Annotated in this window: 14 protein-coding genes; 10 read left to right on the forward strand and 4 right to left on the reverse strand. The window is 71.9% G+C overall.

Features of this window, described 5'->3' with window-relative positions; all coding sequences use genetic code 11:
• Positions 1–7: 7 nt before the first annotated feature.
• Positions 8–514 (reverse strand): FBP domain-containing protein, encoded by a 507-nt coding sequence (locus tag AC0VXQ_RS04940; RefSeq protein ID WP_064725371.1) that lies wholly within the window; start codon positions 512–514, stop codon positions 8–10.
• 114 nt (positions 515–628) lie between these two features.
• Between AC0VXQ_RS04940 and AC0VXQ_RS04945 the strand changes: the two genes are divergently transcribed.
• Positions 629–1,195 carry an HIT family protein gene (locus AC0VXQ_RS04945; RefSeq protein WP_061225543.1) on the forward strand — a complete coding sequence of 189 codons (567 nt, stop codon included), beginning with the start codon at positions 629–631 and terminating at the stop codon, positions 1,193–1,195.
• A 13-nt stretch (positions 1,196–1,208) separates the two neighbouring features.
• On the opposite strand, the gene AC0VXQ_RS04950 is transcribed toward AC0VXQ_RS04945, so the two are convergent.
• The 3 genes from AC0VXQ_RS04950 to AC0VXQ_RS04960 form a co-directional block, all read right to left on the reverse strand.
• Positions 1,209–1,814, reverse strand: a complete 606-nt coding sequence (locus AC0VXQ_RS04950) for an LOG family protein (RefSeq protein WP_061225542.1) — start codon at positions 1,812–1,814, stop codon at positions 1,209–1,211.
• A 131-nt stretch (positions 1,815–1,945) separates the two neighbouring features.
• Positions 1,946–3,067, reverse strand: a complete 1,122-nt coding sequence (locus AC0VXQ_RS04955; RefSeq protein WP_358293103.1) for a hypothetical protein — start codon at positions 3,065–3,067, stop codon at positions 1,946–1,948.
• Positions 3,060–5,192 (reverse strand): M3 family metallopeptidase, encoded by a 2,133-nt coding sequence (locus AC0VXQ_RS04960; RefSeq protein WP_358293106.1) that lies wholly within the window; start codon positions 5,190–5,192, stop codon positions 3,060–3,062. Before AC0VXQ_RS04960 ends, AC0VXQ_RS04955 begins: the two co-directional genes overlap by 8 nt.
• A gap of 144 nt (positions 5,193–5,336) precedes the next feature.
• Here AC0VXQ_RS04960 and AC0VXQ_RS04965 point away from each other — a divergent pair, with 144 nt between their 5' ends.
• From AC0VXQ_RS04965 to secF, 9 genes are all read left to right on the forward strand, one after another.
• Positions 5,337–6,638 (forward strand): Mur ligase family protein, encoded by a 1,302-nt coding sequence (locus tag AC0VXQ_RS04965; protein WP_058731448.1) that lies wholly within the window; start codon positions 5,337–5,339, stop codon positions 6,636–6,638.
• A 2-nt stretch (positions 6,639–6,640) separates the two neighbouring features.
• Positions 6,641–7,414 (forward strand): type 1 glutamine amidotransferase, encoded by a 774-nt coding sequence (locus AC0VXQ_RS04970; protein WP_196825990.1) that lies wholly within the window; start codon positions 6,641–6,643, stop codon positions 7,412–7,414.
• A 192-nt stretch (positions 7,415–7,606) separates the two neighbouring features.
• Positions 7,607–8,368: a YebC/PmpR family DNA-binding transcriptional regulator gene (locus tag AC0VXQ_RS04975; protein ID WP_058731447.1), complete on the forward strand. Its 762-nt coding sequence runs from the start codon at positions 7,607–7,609 to the stop codon at positions 8,366–8,368.
• Positions 8,358–9,014, forward strand: a complete 657-nt coding sequence (locus tag AC0VXQ_RS04980) for a crossover junction endodeoxyribonuclease RuvC (protein ID WP_058731446.1) — start codon at positions 8,358–8,360, stop codon at positions 9,012–9,014. The genes AC0VXQ_RS04975 and AC0VXQ_RS04980 overlap by 11 nt, the downstream gene beginning before the upstream one ends.
• Before the next feature lie 56 nt (positions 9,015–9,070).
• The gene (ruvA, locus tag AC0VXQ_RS04985) at positions 9,071–9,688 is read left to right on the forward strand and encodes a Holliday junction branch migration protein RuvA (RefSeq protein WP_058731445.1); all 618 of its coding nucleotides are present in this window, start codon (positions 9,071–9,073) and stop codon (positions 9,686–9,688) included.
• Between the two features lie 91 nt (positions 9,689–9,779).
• On the forward strand, positions 9,780–10,814 hold the full coding sequence (ruvB, locus tag AC0VXQ_RS04990; RefSeq protein WP_061225538.1) for a Holliday junction branch migration DNA helicase RuvB: 1,035 nt from the start codon (positions 9,780–9,782) through the stop codon (positions 10,812–10,814).
• A gap of 105 nt (positions 10,815–10,919) precedes the next feature.
• Complete coding sequence (locus tag AC0VXQ_RS04995) at positions 10,920–11,414, forward strand: preprotein translocase subunit YajC (protein ID WP_058731443.1); 495 nt, start codon at positions 10,920–10,922, stop codon at positions 11,412–11,414.
• Between the two features lie 91 nt (positions 11,415–11,505).
• Complete coding sequence (secD, locus tag AC0VXQ_RS05000) at positions 11,506–13,326, forward strand: protein translocase subunit SecD (protein ID WP_081101593.1); 1,821 nt, start codon at positions 11,506–11,508, stop codon at positions 13,324–13,326.
• Positions 13,319–14,458, forward strand: coding sequence for a protein translocase subunit SecF (gene secF, locus AC0VXQ_RS05005; protein ID WP_058731442.1), 1,140 nt, complete (start codon positions 13,319–13,321; stop codon positions 14,456–14,458). Before secD ends, secF begins: the two co-directional genes overlap by 8 nt.

Consider the following 14,458-nt stretch of genomic DNA (forward strand, 5'->3'; position numbering starts at 1 on the left):
CCGAAGCTCAGCCTTCCTCGGCCAGGCGGTCGATGAATCCGCGGGCGTTGGCCAGGGTCCGCTCCCGGCGGTCCTCCACGGTCATGGTCTCCTCCATCTGCCGGACCCCCTCCGGGCGGCGTCGGCCCAGGGTGTAGTCCGTGCAGCGCAGGTCCTGGCACAGGTAGGTGCCCACCGAGCTGTAATGGCCCTTCCCGCCCTTGGCGGAGGGGCGCGCTGCCGAGAACAGGGACACCCCGGAGCCGGAGTGCAGGGTCAGGCAGAACTGGCACATCTGCGCCGATCCCCGCCCGCGGTTGGTCGCTTTGGTCAGCACGACCCCGCGCAGGGAGCCGTCCTCCTGGGGCACCACCGCGTAGCCGCGCTGCGGGGACTTCGGGTCGATCCACCCGAGGAAGACCTCCGCCTCCCAGTCCCAGGCGCCCAGCCCCGCCGGCAGGCTCAGGCGGGAGGCCTCGCCCTTGGTGCAGTTGATGAAGCTGGAGCGGATCTGGGATTCGGTCAGAGGACGCATGGCTCCCAACCTATACCCGGCCCAGCGCCGACGGTCGGGCAGGTTCACCGGCCGCCGAATCCGCCGCCGTCGCACACCACCGGCACGGGCGCGCCACGGGCTAGTCTGGGAGCCATGAGCCAGCCGCAGGACACGGACCAGATCACCGACGACTTCCAGCTGCCCGGCGTGCCGGACGCCTTCCAGCGGCTGTGGACCCCGCACCGTCGGGCCTACGTCTCCGGCGGGCAGCAGGACTACGACGAGCACACCTGCCCCTTCTGCGCCGCCCCCACCCGCAAGGATGAGGACTCGCTGATCGTGCACCGCGGGGAGCACGCCTTCGTCGTGCTGAACCTCTACCCGTACAACCCCGGGCACGTGCTGGTCTGCCCGTACCGGCACATCGCCGACTACGACGAGGCCACCGAACAGGAGACCGCGGAGATCGCCCGGTTCACCCAGATCATCATGGGCGTGCTGCGCGAGCAGTCCCATGCCGCCGGGTTCAACATCGGGATGAACCAGGGCAAGATCGGGGGAGCGGGGATCGCCGCGCACCTGCACCAGCACATCGTGCCCCGTTGGAGCGGGGACACCAACTTCCTGCCGATCGTCGCCGGCACCAAGACCGTTACCCAGACCCTCGCCGAGATCCGCGAGCTGCTGGCCAGGGCCTGGCCCGCCGACGACGACGACTGAACCGGGCCTCGCCTCAGCGCCCCCACTTCGGTGCGGCCGGGCGCCAGGCCCGCAGCTTGCCCAGCAGCTCGTCCGGCTCGCTCGCCACGATCAGCCGATTCCGGAAGGACTCCCGGATGAACCCGCGAGCCACCATCTCGTCCAGCATCGCCAGCATCGGGGACCAGAAGCCGCCGACGTCGTAGACCGCCACCGGCTTGCGGTGGAAGCCCAGCTGCTGCCAGGTCCACATCTCGAACAGCTCCTCCAGGGTCCCGGCCCCGCCGGGCAGGGCCACGAAGGCGTCCCCGAGTTCGTTCATCCGCTGCTTGCGCCGGTGCATATCCGGGACGATCTCCAGGGCATCCAGCCCCTCGTGGGCGATCTCCCCGCGCACCAGGCCCTCCGGGATGACCCCGCGCACCCGACCGCCAGCCGAGCGGGCGGCATCGGCCACCACGCCCATCAGTCCCACGTTCCCGCCGCCGTAGACCACCCCGAGGCCCTCCCGCGCCAGGTGCTCGGCCAGGCGGCGGGCCTCGCGGGCGAAGGCCGAGTCATCACCCAGGGCTGAGCCGGTGAAGATCGTGATGGCCGACAGGGCCGGGGCGTCGGGATCGTCGTGCTGCTCGGTGCTCATGCGCTCATGCTAACCACCGCCCCGCCCGACCGAGCCGCCCGGAAGGGTGGGCCGGGGTGACGAACGGGTGAACATCCCGCGGGGAGCGCGTCACCCCCAGAGGGCGGTGCCGCACCCGGCGGGTCGTGCGGTCACCGCCGGAGCACGACCTCGCGGTGCTTGAACTCCGCGGTGCTGACCAGCGCGGGCGCCTCACCGACGGCGCGGGAGAGGGCCAGGAACGGGCCCGCCGCCCCCAGCAGCTCGCCTCCGGATGATTCGATCTCAGGTGCAGATTGATCGGCGAAACCTTTGACCTGTTGCAGAGGTTGAGTGGTGTCCCTGTCTAGCGCGGCGTAGATCCGCGCCATCACGGGGGACGGTTCCCACGCCTGATGGACGAGCTCCACGCCGTCCAGGGAGGATCCCACCTCCGGGGGCGCGTACCCCGCTGCTCCGGAGACACCGCTCGAGACTTCGCCGGACACACCGCCCGGAACGGCCTCAGCGGTACTGTCCGACGCCGCGCCCGCCGTCGGGCCCTGTGCAGCGCCCCAGTCGGCCAGCAGCCGCCGGGCAGCCCGCACCGCACTGTCGTGCGCGGCGTCGAGCTCCTCCGCCGGCCGCGGGGCGGCCCACGCCCGGTGCTTGGTCCGCACCTGCTTGAACTGGGTCAGCCCCTGCTCGCTCCCCACGGCGTCCTCCAGTCGGCGCACCAGGATCCCGTCTGGGGCCAGCGCGATCCAGGTGGCCCGGGCCGCCGCCTGCTGATCCAGGCGGGTCACCTGGGAGCGCTCATGGGCCGTGCCCACCTTGGAGGCGGCATCCGGGAAGGTCGCGATGTACAGCCAGTGCGGACGGCTCACATAAGCCAGCGCGGCGTCGGTCAGCCGTGCCCCGCGGTGCACCCGGTGCAGGGGCCGGAAGCGGTCCAGGTGCCGACACAGCCCGCACTGCTGGCCGCTGCGGATGCGCTGGTGCTTCGGGCAGGCCACCGTGCGGAACCGCGCCGTGCCCTGCTCATCGACCTCGGCGTGGGCGAAGCCGGCGCACCAGCGCGGCTCGACGCCGTCGGGCACGGGCAGGGCCCGCACCAGCGGGGCGTCCCCGAGGTCCAGCCGGGTCCGCAGCACCGTCCCGCACGGCACGCCGTCCTCCACGGGCTCGACGGCGACCACCGGCTCCCGCTCCCGCCAGGACAGATCCCGCCACACCACCGGGGCACCGTCCAGATCCCGGATGAGCGCGGACCAGGAGGATACGGCCTCACTCATCGGCGCCGGTCCCCTCGGCACCTTCTCCTGCGGCACCATCCCGCTCGGCGTCGTCATCCACCAGCCCGCGACGGCGCAGCAGCGGCCCGATCTGCGGGTCCCGGCCGAGCAGATCCCGGAAGGACTGCGCCGGATCCTGCTCGGAGCCGCGGGCCAGCAGCCGGTCCCGGAACACCTGCCCGTTCTCCCGGCGCAGCCCGCCGCGGGCGCGGAACCAGTCCACGGTCTCCGCGTCCATCATCTCGGAGAAGATGTACGAGTAGTACCCGGCCGAATAGCCGCCCTCGAAGATGTGCTTGAACATCCCGGTCGCATACCGCGGGGCCACCGGAAGATCCGCCAGCCCGTACCGGGCCAGCACCTCCCGCTCGAACTCCCGCACCTGCTGCGGAGTCTCCAGCGGCTCGGCGTCGGTGCCGCGGGTGTGCCAGGCCATGTCCAGCAGGGCAGCCCCCAGGTACTCCACGGTGCGGAAGCCCTCACCCCACCGGGCCGCCTCCTGCAGGGCGCGTGCGGCCTCGGTCGGCAGCGGCTCGCCCGTCTCGTGGTGGCGGGCGTAGTGGGGCAGCACTTCCGGGTGGAACATCCACATCTCGTTGACCTGCGACGGGTACTCCACGAAATCCCGGGGCACGTTGGTCCCGGCCGCGGTGGGCCAGACCACCGTGCTCAGCAGGGAGTGCAGGGCGTGGCCGAACTCGTGGAACATCGTGCGCACGTTGTCCGCGCTGAGCAGCTTCTCCTCGCCCTGCCCGGGACGGGTGAAGTTCAGGGTGTTCATCACCACCGGGGTCTGGCCGACCCGGGCGTCCCGGGGCACGATCTCGTGCATCCACGCCCCACCCTGCTTGGTGGGTCGGGCCCACGGATCCAGGCCGAACAGCCCCAGCAGGCGGTCCTGCTCATCGCGGACCTCCCAGAAGCGCACCTCCGGGTGGTATCCGGGCAGCTGCGGGCGGGCCGTGAACTGCACCCCGTACAGCCGCGAGGCGGCCGCGAACACGCCGTCGACCAGGGTCCGCTCGAAGGAGAAATATGGGCGCAGCGCCTGGGCATCCACGGCGTAGCGCTCCCGGGCCACCCGCTCCAGCAGCACCGGGACATCCCAGGGCTGGATCTGCCCAGGCTCGACGCCGGCGACCTCCGCCATCACCGCAAGCTCCCGCTGGAACGCCGCCCGGGCCCGCGGGGCCAGCTCCTCGAGCATCCCCAGCGCCCGCTTCGGGGTCCCGGCCACGGAGCGGCGCAGCTGCAGCTCGGCGTGGGTGCGGGCCCCGAACAGCTCGGCCCGGCGGGCCCGCAGCTCAGCGATCCGCGCCGCCGTCGTCAGCAGCTCCGGGGTGTCCGCGGCCCCCTCGTCCCGGGCTTCGCCCCGCCCCCGGTTCACCGAATCCCGCCACAGCCGACGCCGCGTGTCCCGGTCCAGCAGCGAGGACAGCACCGACGGCACCGCGAACAGGTCCTGCACCAGCAGGTAGCTTCCCGGGTGCCCGGCCAGCTGCGCCGCTTCGGCGGCCTGGCGCACCCGATCCTCGGGCAGACCGGCCAGCTGCCTCTCGTCCTCCAGCAGCAGGCCCGCCTGCTCAGCCCCGGCCAGCAGCCCGGCGCCGAACCGGGCGGACAGCTGCGCCAGCTCCTGCTCGATCCGCGCCACCTCGTCCCGGGCGGTCTCCTCGAGGAAGGCCCCGCGGTCCTCGAAGTCCTCGCGCCAGCGCCGCAGCACATGCCGCCGCACCGGATCCAGCCCCTCCTCCTCGACGGCGGCCAGCCGCCGGGCCAGACGGGGATCCCGGGCGGAGGCCGCCTCATGCTCGGCCAGGGGGCCGGCCCAGCGGCGATGCAGCTCGAGGACCTCCTCGGTGCCCATCGCACTGATGAAGGTGTGGAAGATCCCGGTGACCCGGGCAAACTGCGCGGCCGCCGTCTCCAGCGGCTCGATCACCGTGGCGAAATCCGCCGGGGCGGAATCTGCGGCGATCCGCTCCCAGGCATCCCGCTGCGCGGCCATCCCGGACCGCAGCAGACGATCCAGCTCCTCAGGACCGGTCTCGGACAGATCCGGCAGTCCACCGGGCAGATCGGAGGGTCTCAGCAGGGGCGATGTCTCGGGAATCTCAGGTGCCATGGACCACACCCTAGCTTCCGCCCGGGCCCCGATCACCCCACCCGGCCCGCCCGTGCCCCTCCACAGCGCACCCGTTCACGCCATCCCGGCCCGAGGGGAGAGCGTGGAACGTCCCGGTCCGAGCGGTTCGCCCCGATCGGTAGGATGGTCCCCATGCCTCACCCCCTGCGACCCCGAGCCCTCACGCGCCTGATCGGGCAGGGCATCCGCACCGCCACCCGCCTGCGCGGCGGCGGCTCCGCCTTCCCCGGACTGTTCATGGAGAAGGCCGACCCCGGCTTCGTCGCCCGCGAGCTGGCCCGGCTGCCCCACGGCGTCGTCGTGATCTCCGGGACCAACGGCAAGACCACCACCACCAAGATGACCGTGCAGCTGCTGGAATCCCAGGGGCTGCGGGTGTTCACCAACCGCACCGGCTCCAACTTCGTGCGCGGGGTCGCCGCGGCCCTGCTCGGGGAGATGGACCTGCGCGGGCGCCTGGAGGCGGACATCGCCGTGCTGGAGCTGGACGAGGCCCACGCGGTGCACTTCGTGCGGGCCGTGAAGCCCCGCCACGCCCTGCTGCTCAACGTCATGCGCGACCAGCTGGACCGCTTCGGGGAGATCGACACGACCCGCAAGATGCTCACCCAGGTCGCCCAGGCCACCACCGAGGCCGTGGTCCTCAACCGGGAGGACCCCCGGATCCGCCGGATCGCCGCGGACCTGACCCCCGGCACCCGCGCCGTCTACTACGGCCTGTCCGAGCAGCTGCGCGCCCGCTTCCCCTCCGACGATGAGATGCGGGACAAGGCCCCGGCCCGCCAGGCCGCGGACCTGCCCGAGGCCGACGTCGTGCTGGAGGCCTTCGAGGGCACCCGCAGCGTGCTGTCCATCGCCGGGCGGGAGGTCACCGCGCAGATCACCCTCTACGGCATCTACAACATCTACAACGCCGCCGGCGCCCTGGCCCTGACCCGCCAGATCATGGGGGAGCGCACCGACGAGGCGGCGCTGCTGCGCGCCCTGTCCGAGGTCACCCCGGCCTTCGGGCGCGGGGAATCCGTGCGGATCGGGCAGAGCACCCTGCAGCTGCTGCTGGTGAAGAACCCCGCCGGCTTCCGCCTGTCCCTGGCCTCGGCCACCGGGGACGACTGGGCCACGATGATCACCATCAACGACGAGTACGCCGATGGGCGCGACGTCTCCTGGCTGTGGGACGTGGACTTCGACGTCCTGCGCGAGGGCGGCGTGGACGTGGTCGGCGGGACCCGCGCCTGGGACATGGCCCTGCGCCTGGAGCACGACGACGTCCCCGTGCGCGAGGTGCACCCGGAGCTTCCCGAGGCCCTGCGCGCCTTCCTGGACGGGGCCGGGGACCGCCCGATGCGCGTGTTCTGCACCTACACCTCCATGCTCGTGCTGCGCCGCGAGCTGGGGAGGATCACCGACGTGGAGGAGATCTGACCATGACCGAGCGCACCGCGCCCGCCGCGCAGTCCCACCAGCCCGACAAGGTAGCGGCCAAGGGCCACCTGCGGATCCTGCAGCTGTACCCCCGGGACATGAACATCTACGGGGACTGGGGCAACGTGCTGTCCCTGTCCCGGCGCGCCCAGAAGCACGGATACACCACCGAGATCATCGACTACAACCCCGAGGACGAGTTCCCCGAGGACGTGGACATCGTCATCGGCGGCGGCGGCCAGGACTCGGGGCAGTCCGTGATCCAGGAGGATCTGCACGCCATCGCCCCCCGGCTGCGCCGGATGGCCGAGAACGGCGTGCCCATGCTGGTGATCTGCGGGCTCTACCAGCTGTTCGGCCACGAATTCACCACCGTGGACGGGCAGGTCCTGGAGGGCATCGGGATCTTCGACGCCCGCACCGTGGGGGGCAGGCAGCGGCTGATCGGCAACATCGTCCTGGACACCCCGGAGTTCGGGCAGGTCGTCGGCTACGAGAACCACTCCGGACTGACCTACCTCGGCCAGGACGTCCAGCCCCTGGGCACCGTGACCCTGGGACAGGGCAACAACCTCGACGACGCCGGGGAGGGCGCCCGGGTGCACCACGTCATCGGCTCCTACCTGCACGGCTCCCTCCTGCCGAAGAACCCCCGGATCACCGACTACCTGATCGGCCAAGCCGCCCGGCGCCGCTGCGGCTCCTTCGACCCCGAGCCGATCGACGACACCCTGACCGAGCGCGCCCGCGAGGTCGCCGCCTCCCGGCCCCGCTGAGTCGGCCGCACCGCACCCCGCCCCCGGCGCCGTCCGAGAGCCGTCAGCGAGTCGTCCGGTAGCCGTCCCGGGGCGGGGCTGGACAGGCGCACTAGACTGGGGAGCAGCCGTGCCCGCGGGCCCGCGCCCCTCGGCGCGCCCGCGGCACCCCGATGATTTTCCGACGATTCCCCGACGCACGAAGGAGACCCCGTGTCCGGTCACTCCAAATGGGCCACCACCAAGCACAAGAAGGCCGCGATCGACGCCAAGCGCGCCAAGGCCTTCGCCAAGTACATCAAGGGCATCGAGGTCGCCGCGCGCATGGGCGGGGCCGACGTCGCCGGCAACCCGGCCCTGGACCTGGCCGTGTCCAAGGCCAAGAAGAACTCCGTGCCCAACGACAACATCGACCGCGCGATCAAGCGCGGCGCCGGGCTGACCGGCGAGGTCGTGGACTACTCCGAGATCCTCTACGAGGCCCGCGGCCCCCAGGGCTCGGCTCTGTACATCGAGTGCCTGACCGACAACAAGAACCGCGCCGCCGCGGACGTGCGCACCGCGGTGACCCGCTCCGGCGGCACCATGGCCGATCCCGGCTCCGTGTCCTTCATGTTCGAGCGCAAGGGCGTGGCCGAGGTGGCCAAGAAGGACGGGCTGACCGAGGACGACGTCCTGATGGCCGTGCTCGACGCCGGGGCCGATGAGGTCAAGGAGGAGGACGAGGTCTTCGAGGTCATCTCCGAGGCCTCCGACCTGCCCGAGATCCGCAAGGCCCTGGACGCCGCCGAGCTGGAGTACAACAACGACGACCCGCAGTTCCGGCCCACCATGACCGTGGACCTGGACGCCGACGGGGCGAAGAAGTTCCTCAAGCTCGCCGACGCGATCGAGGCGCTGGACGACGTGCAGAACGTCTACTCCAACGTGGAGATCTCCCCGGAGGTCATGGCCCAGCTCGAGGATGCCGAGTAGCACCCGATCCCTGCGCATCCTCGGGGTGGACCCGGGGCTGACCCGCTGCGGGTTCGGCGTCGTGGACATGGACGCCACCCGGAAGGCGAGCCTCGTGCGGGTGGGGGTGGCCGGGACCCAAGCCGCCGACTCCCTGGACGCCCGGGTGCTGCACATCCAGGAGCACGCCCTGGCCTGGATGCGCGAGCTGCGCCCGGACGTCATGGCCATCGAGCGGGTCTTCGCCCAGGAATCCGTGAACACGGTCATCGGCACGGCCCACGCCTCCGGGGTGGTCATCGCCGCGGCCGCCTCCCTCGGCATCCCCGTGGCCTGGCACACCCCCTCCGAGGCCAAAGCCGCGGTGACCGGCGACGGCCGGGCGGACAAGGCCTCGGTCGGGCGGATGGTGACCCGCATCCTGGGCCTGGAGGCCATGCCGCGCCCGGCCGACGCCGCTGACGCGCTAGCCCTGGCGATCTGCCACGGCTGGCGCTCCGGCGGGCTGGGCACCGGCTACGACATGACCGCGGGCGTGCAGACCCACCAGGGCTCGATCCCCGCCCGGGCGACCCGCACCGGGCTGACCCCGGCCCAGCGCGCCTGGCGGGAGGCCGAGCGCTCCGGGCGCCGCGGCGCAGGATCCGGCGGGGTCGGCCGCCGCTGAGCCCGCGGCCGACGCCGAGGCTGGGATTCGCAGATGTGTTCGAATAGGATGGGTGCATGATCTCCACGCTGTCCGGAACCGTGGCCCACGTGGGCCTGCACGAGGCCGTCCTCGAGGTGGGCGGCGTCGGCCTGCTCGTGGCCGCGACCCCGGCCACCCTCGCCGGCCTGAAGGTGGGGGAGACGGCCCGGGTGCAGACCCACCTGGTGGTCCGGGAGGACTCTCTGACCCTGTTCGCCTTCCGCACCGCGGAGGAGCGGGAGGTGTTCACCACGATGCTCGGGGTCTCCGGAATCGGCCCGCGCATCGCCTTGGCCGTGCTGGCCGTGCACTCACCGGCCGACGTCGCCCGCGCGGTGGCCGCCGGAGACGACAAGGCCTTCTCCCAGGTCCCCGGCATCGGCCCCAAGGGCGCCCGGCGGATCGTGCTGGAGCTGGCCGGCAAGCTCGTGCTGCCCGAGGAGGAGCCCGCCCCGCAGGGCGGGACCGGCTCCGCCGACGGGCCCGCCTGGGCCCCGCAGGTCACCGAGGCGCTGATCGGGCTGGGCTGGTCGGAGAAGGACGCCGCGACCGCCGTGGACGGCTATGTGCGCACCGACCCGCAGGCGGCGGACCTGACGGTGCCGGCCGCGCTGAAGGCCGTGCTCGCCGGACTCGGCGCGGCCCGCCGCTGACCCACCGCCACCCAGAGCCCTGCCGCCGCGAGGTGCGGCGCAGGATCGACCACGCGGCGGACCCGCCGGCCCGCCAGGAGGAGCACCCCGCATGAGCCAGCAGCCAGCAACCGGCGGCCCGGCGCCGCACGAGCGCCTCGTGGACGCCCAGGCCGAACCCGAGGACCAGGCCATCGAGGCGGCCCTGCGCCCGCGCACCCTGGACGACTTCGTGGGCCAGCAGCGGGTGCGCGAGCAGCTGTCCCTGGTGCTGCGGGCCTCCAAGCTGCGCGGGCGCAGCGCGGACCACGTCCTGCTCTCCGGCCCGCCGGGGCTGGGCAAGACCACCCTGTCGATGATCATCGCCGAGGAGATGGGCGCCCCGCTGCGCATCAGCTCCGGCCCGGCGATCCAGCACTCCGGGGACCTCGCCGCGATCCTGTCCTCCCTGACCCCCGGGGAGGTGCTGTTCCTGGATGAGATCCACCGGATGTCCCGCCCGGCCGAGGAGATGCTCTACATGGCCATGGAGGACTTCCGGGTGGACGTCGTCGTCGGCAAGGGCGCCGGGGCCACCTCCATCCCGCTGGAGCTGCCCGCCTTCACCCTGGTCGGGGCAACCACCAGGGCCGGGCTGCTGCCGGGGCCGCTGCGGGATCGCTTCGGCTTCACCGGGCACCTGGAGTTCTACGCCGTGGAGGAGCTGGAGCTGGTGCTGCGCCGCTCCGCAGGCCTGCTGGATCTGGACATCTCCGCGGAGGGCTACCGGGAGATCGCCTCCCGCTCCCGGGGCACCCCGCGCATCGCCAACCGCCTGCTGCGCCGGGTCCGGGACTGGGCCTTGGTGCACGACGTTGCCCGGATCGACGCCCGCGCCGCCGGGGCCGCCCTGGACATGTACGAGGTGGACGCCCGGGGGCTGGACCGGCTGGACCGCTCCGTGCTGCAGGCCCTGGTGGGCACCTTCGGCGGGGGACCGGTGGGCCTGTCCACCCTGGCCATCGCCGTGGGGGAGGAGACCGAGACCGTGGAGACCGTCGCCGAGCCGTACCTGGTGCGCGAGGGGCTGATGGGCCGCACCCCGCGCGGGCGCATCGCGCTGCCGGCGGCCTGGGAGCACCTGGGCCTGGACCGACCGGAGCAGTGAGCCCGCGCGATGCGCCCCGGAACGGGACGCATTCGGTGGGCACCCAGTTGCGTCCTCTAGGATGGGCGGGACCGTCCGCCACCTCCCCGATCCTCGAAGGAAGACATGCACCTGTTCGCTGACCCGTCCGCCGGCACCCTGCAAGCAGCCGAAGGAGGTGCCGCGGGAGGCAACCTGATGTTCCTGCTCATCGCGGTCGTGTTCATCGTGCTCTTCCTGGTGCTGCCGGCCCGCCGGCAGAAGAAGATGCGCCAGGAGATGCAGCGCAAGCAGGAGGCCATGGGCCCGGGCACCCCCGTGATGACCCAGTTCGGCCTCTACGGCACCATCGCCTCCGTGGACCGCGACAACGCCACCGCGATGCTCGAGGTCTCCCCGGGCACCACCGTGAAGGTGCACCTGCAGACCGTGACCACCATCCTCGATGAGAACGGCAACGTGCCGGGCTCCCCGCAGGCCGCGGCCGCCGGGGCCCGCCCCGAGCAGGAGGTCACCGGGCACAACGACGCCGAGGGCACCGGGCAGCAGCAGGTCCGCGGCGGCACCACCGTCAACGGCGAGACCGTCGACCCCGAGGACCCGCGCGGCACCGACCGCTGACCCGCCTCACCCCCTCCCACCCCGCCAGGTGCCGGATGACCGCCTCCGCGCGGCCCGGCACCTGCGCATGAGCACTTCAGGACCTCCCTCCATGGCAAGGAAGAACCGCACGGCCGGGGCGCGTCGCGCCCTGATCCTGCTGACCGCGATCATCGCGATCATGATCGGGGCGATCGGGCTGAGCGCCGCCAAGTTCGGCGGCAGCTGGACCCCCAAGCTCGCCCTGGACCTCTCCGGCGGCACCCAGATGATCCTCTCCCCGGAATCCACCGACGGCGGGAGCATCTCCTCCGATCAGCTGGACCAGGCCGTGGAGATCATCCGCCAGCGCGTGGACGGGGCCGGGGTCTCCGAGGCCGAGGTCACCACCCAGTCCGGGCGCAACGTCGTCGTGTCCATGCCCGGCGTGCCGGATCAGCAGACCCGCGACCTCATTCAGGCCTCCGCCCAGATGTCCTTCCGCGCGGTGCTGGCCTCCGGGGACGGCAAGCCCGTGCCTGAGGGGCAGCGCACCGACTACGCCAAGCTCAAGGAGCCCACCGAGAAGCCGAAGAACGGCTCCGACCAGAACTGGATCACCCCCGCGCTGCAGAAGGAGTACGAGCTCAAGGACTGCTCGGCCACATCCTCCCAGCAGGGCCAGCGGCAGCTGCCCGCGGACCGCGCCGTCGTCGCCTGCTCGGCCGACGGCTCGCAGAAGTACATCCTCGGGCCCGTGGAGCTGAAGGGTCAGGACATCAAGGACGCCTCCTTCTCCCAGGTCACCTCCGGCAACGGCATGACCACCACCGGGCAGTGGGGCGTGGACATCACCTTCGACGACGCCGCGAAGAGCACCTTCAAGGACGTCACCACCCGGCTGTACCAGATCTACGGCCAGGACCCGAACAACCCCCGCGCCTCCTTCGCGATCATGCTCGACGACGAGGTGCTCTCCGCCCCGCGCGCCGAGGCCGTGATCGCCGACGGGCAGGCGCAGATCACAGGGAACTTCACCGAGGAGACCGCGAAGAACCTCGCCGAGCAGCTGAAGTACGGGGCGCTGCCCATCAGCTTCCACATCGAATCCGAGCAGCAGATCTCCGCGACCCTGGGCACCGACCAGCTGGAGATGGGCATCATCGCCGGACTGATCGGCCTGGCCCTGGTCTGTGTGTATTCCCTGTTCCAGTACCGCCTGCTCGGCTTCGTGACCATCGCCTCCCTGGTGGTGGCCGGGGTGATCTCCTTCGCCGCGATCATCCTGCTCGGCTGGGGCATCAACTACCGGCTGTCCCTGGCCGGGGTGGCCGGGCTGATCGTGTCCATCGGGCAGACCGCGGACTCGTTCATCGTCTACTTCGAGCGCATCCGCGACGGCCTGCGCGATGGGCGCAGCGTGCCCTCCGCGGTGGATCACGGCTGGCTGCGGGCCCGGCGCACCGTGCTGGCCTCCAAGGGCGTGAACCTGCTGGCCGCCGTCGTGCTGTACTTCGTGGCCGTGGGCAACGTCCGCGGCTTCGCCTTCGCCCTGGGGCTGACCGCGGTCGCGGACCTCATGGTGATCTTCTGGTTCACCCACCCGGTCATGGTGCTGCTCTCGCGCACCCGCTACTTCGGGCAGGGCCGCAAGCACTCCGGGCTGGACGCCGAGGCCCTGGGTGCGGTGCCGCTGTACCGCGGGGCCGGGCGGCTGCGGGACCCGCAGGACGCCCCGCGGCGTCGGCGCCGGAGGAAGGGCGCCGCCTCGGAGGAGCCGGCGGCCCCGATGACCATCGCCGAGCGGCGTCGGGCCGAGGCGTGCGCGGCCGAGGACGCACCGGCGCAGGACGCGCAGGATGAGCAGGACGCGGCGGGCGAGAGCCCCCGCACCGAGCAGACCCCGGGCGCCGGGACCGACGCCGAGGACACGGAAGGAGCCCGCCGTGGCTAGATTCGCCGAGTTCGGCAGCAACCTCTACACCGGGAAGACCTCCATCCCCTTCGTGCCCAAGCGGCGCCTGTGGCTCAGCATCGCCGCGGCCCTGGTGGTCATCTCCGTGCTCATCCCCGTATTCGGGGGCGGGCTGAAGTTCGGCATCGACTTCCGCGGCGGCTCCGAGTTCACGGTCTCGGACGTGTCTAACACCGACGTGAAGATCGGGCAGCAGGCCGTGGCCGATAACGCCCAGGCCGAGCACACCGAGGTCACCAACATCGCCCCGGGCACCATCCGGGTCCAGACGGACCAGCTGGATGACGCCCAGACCCTCGCCGTCAAGCAGGCTCTGAAGGACGCCTACCACGTCACCGACGACGAAGTGACTTCCTCCTTCGTCGGACCCTCCTGGGGGGCCGGGGTCACCCGGCAGGCCACCTGGGGGCTGATCGCGTTCGTCGCCCTGGCCACCGTGGGCATGGCCCTGTACTTCCGCACGGTCAAGATGTCCCTGTCCGCGATCGCGGGCCTGCTGTTCACCGTGATCACCACGCTCGGGGTGTACGCCGCATGCGGCTTCGAGATCACCCCCTCGGCGATCATCGGCTTCCTCACGATCCTCTCCTACTCCCTCTATGACTCCGTGGTGGTCTTCGACAAGATCCGCGAGAACACCCAGGGCTGGCAGACCAACCGGCGGCGCACCTTCGCCGAGGAGGTCAACCTGGCCGTGAACCAGACGCTGGTGCGCTCCATCAACACCTCCGTTGTCGGGATCCTGCCGGTTGGCTCGATCCTGTTCATCGGCGCCATCCTGCTGGGGGCCGGGACCCTGCAGGACCTGTCCCTGTCCCTGTTCATCGGCATCATCATGGGCACCCTCGGGACGCTGTTCGTCTCCGCCCCGCTCTACGCGGTGCTGCGCGGGCACGAGGCCGGGATCCGCGAGCAGACCGCCGCGGTGCTCACGGCCCGTGAGAACGGGCAGAGCCCCGAGGAGGAGGCTCAGCCGGAGGCCTCCGAGGGCACCGGCAGCGGGTCCCACCGCGCCGGGGACCCGGAGACGGGGGAGGAGGAGCAGGCGCTGCCGGTGCCGCGCTTCGAGCCGCAGGCCAAGGGTCGGCCGGACAACGGCGCCGTCGTCTGA

The sequence above is a fragment of the Rothia sp. QJM3NY_36 genome (genome assembly GCF_056173115.1).

Excerpts from the sequence above, each read along its gene's own strand:
- AC0VXQ_RS04940 (WP_064725371.1), bottom strand. The coding sequence starts at position 514 with ATGCGTCCTCTGACCGAATCCCAGATCCGCTCCAGCTTCATCAACTGC.
- AC0VXQ_RS04945 (WP_061225543.1), top strand. The coding sequence starts at position 629 with ATGAGCCAGCCGCAGGACACGGACCAGATCACCGACGACTTCCAGCTG.
- AC0VXQ_RS04950 (WP_061225542.1), bottom strand. The coding sequence starts at position 1,814 with ATGAGCACCGAGCAGCACGACGATCCCGACGCCCCGGCCCTGTCGGCC.
- AC0VXQ_RS04955 (WP_358293103.1), bottom strand. The coding sequence starts at position 3,067 with ATGAGTGAGGCCGTATCCTCCTGGTCCGCGCTCATCCGGGATCTGGAC.
- AC0VXQ_RS04960 (WP_358293106.1), bottom strand. The coding sequence starts at position 5,192 with ATGGCACCTGAGATTCCCGAGACATCGCCCCTGCTGAGACCCTCCGAT.
- AC0VXQ_RS04965 (WP_058731448.1), top strand. The coding sequence starts at position 5,337 with ATGGTCCCCATGCCTCACCCCCTGCGACCCCGAGCCCTCACGCGCCTG.
- AC0VXQ_RS04970 (WP_196825990.1), top strand. The coding sequence starts at position 6,641 with ATGACCGAGCGCACCGCGCCCGCCGCGCAGTCCCACCAGCCCGACAAG.
- AC0VXQ_RS04980 (WP_058731446.1), top strand. The coding sequence starts at position 8,358 with ATGCCGAGTAGCACCCGATCCCTGCGCATCCTCGGGGTGGACCCGGGG.
- ruvA (WP_058731445.1), top strand. The coding sequence starts at position 9,071 with ATGATCTCCACGCTGTCCGGAACCGTGGCCCACGTGGGCCTGCACGAG.
- ruvB (WP_061225538.1), top strand. The coding sequence starts at position 9,780 with ATGAGCCAGCAGCCAGCAACCGGCGGCCCGGCGCCGCACGAGCGCCTC.
- AC0VXQ_RS04995 (WP_058731443.1), top strand. The coding sequence starts at position 10,920 with ATGCACCTGTTCGCTGACCCGTCCGCCGGCACCCTGCAAGCAGCCGAA.
- secD (WP_081101593.1), top strand. The coding sequence starts at position 11,506 with ATGGCAAGGAAGAACCGCACGGCCGGGGCGCGTCGCGCCCTGATCCTG.